General features: G+C 33.9%; 1 protein-coding gene. It reads right to left on the bottom strand.

Translation table 11 applies throughout. The features are described from left to right. Window positions 1–1,042: response regulator (locus ACYVTD_RS13550; protein ID WP_461248264.1), on the bottom strand; the 1,042-nt coding region annotated here is incomplete at its 3' end. Window positions 1,043–1,136 lie beyond the last annotated feature (94 nt).

Below are 1,136 nucleotides of genomic sequence, written 5' to 3'. Positions count from 1 at the left end.
GATTAAAAGCGCGTTCTTGTTCTTCTTTATCATCTTTTGATGAAATTACAATAATAGGAATATTTGAAAGAGATTCTTCGTTTTTAAGATTTTGAATAAGAGTAAAACCGTCCATAACAGGCATATTTAAATCGGTGCAAATTAAATCATAATGTTTTGATCTTGCGGCATTTAACGCCTCTTCTCCGTCAGCCGCGGCGTCTACAATATATCCTTCTGATAATAAAATTTCTTTCTCAATTTCGCGAGTTGGGAGAGAATCATCAACAACAAGGACTGATTTTCTGTTTTTTTGGATTTCATCAGAGAGTCTTTTATATTCCGGTATTTTTATATGTTTTGCCATTTTTATTACTGTTGGAATATGTAAAACGCTTACCATTTCGTATTCTTCATTAAGAACAATACCGGAGAAGACGTTCATATTTTTCATAAAATTAGGCATTGTTTTAAGAATTACGGATTTCATATTGTAGATATTATTAACGGCAAGCGCCGCCTCGTCTTCATAAGAACGGATAATTACAATAAATATTGAATCTTCATCATCAACAGGATTATCTTTAATTTGCAAGATTTGATTAAGATAATATAATTTAATAATACGATCATTATATTTTACTTCAAGTCTGTCTTCTGTTATAATTATCTCGTCGCGTTTTATAAGCATTATCACTTCAATAAAACTTGCGGGAATAATGAATTTCATTCCGTTACATTCTATTGGAACGCCCATAAGAGACGCTATAGACAGCGGAACCATAATTGTAAATTTTGAGCCTTCGCCCTGTACGCTGTCAACGACAATACTGCCTTTTAAGGCTTCTATACTGTCGCGGACTACATCCATTCCTACGCCTCTGCCTGAAATATTGCTTGTTTTTTCCGATGTTGAAAATCCGCTTTGGAAAATAAAATCTATAAGTTCTTCTTTAGTAAGATTTGCCGCCGCCGTTTCGTCAATTAATCTCTCTTTTACTATTTTTTTTCTTATTTTTTCAATATCAATGCCGCATCCGTCGTCAGAAATAATAATCTTCATATTACCGCTTTCCCGCGAACAAATAATTGATAATTTTCCTGTTTCGTCTTTTCCGGCGGCAAGGCGTTCTTTAGGTGTTTCAATTCCATGATCG

This window comes from Treponema sp. R6D11 (assembly GCF_054786075.1).
This window is presented reverse-complemented; position numbering and strand designations above follow the sequence as displayed.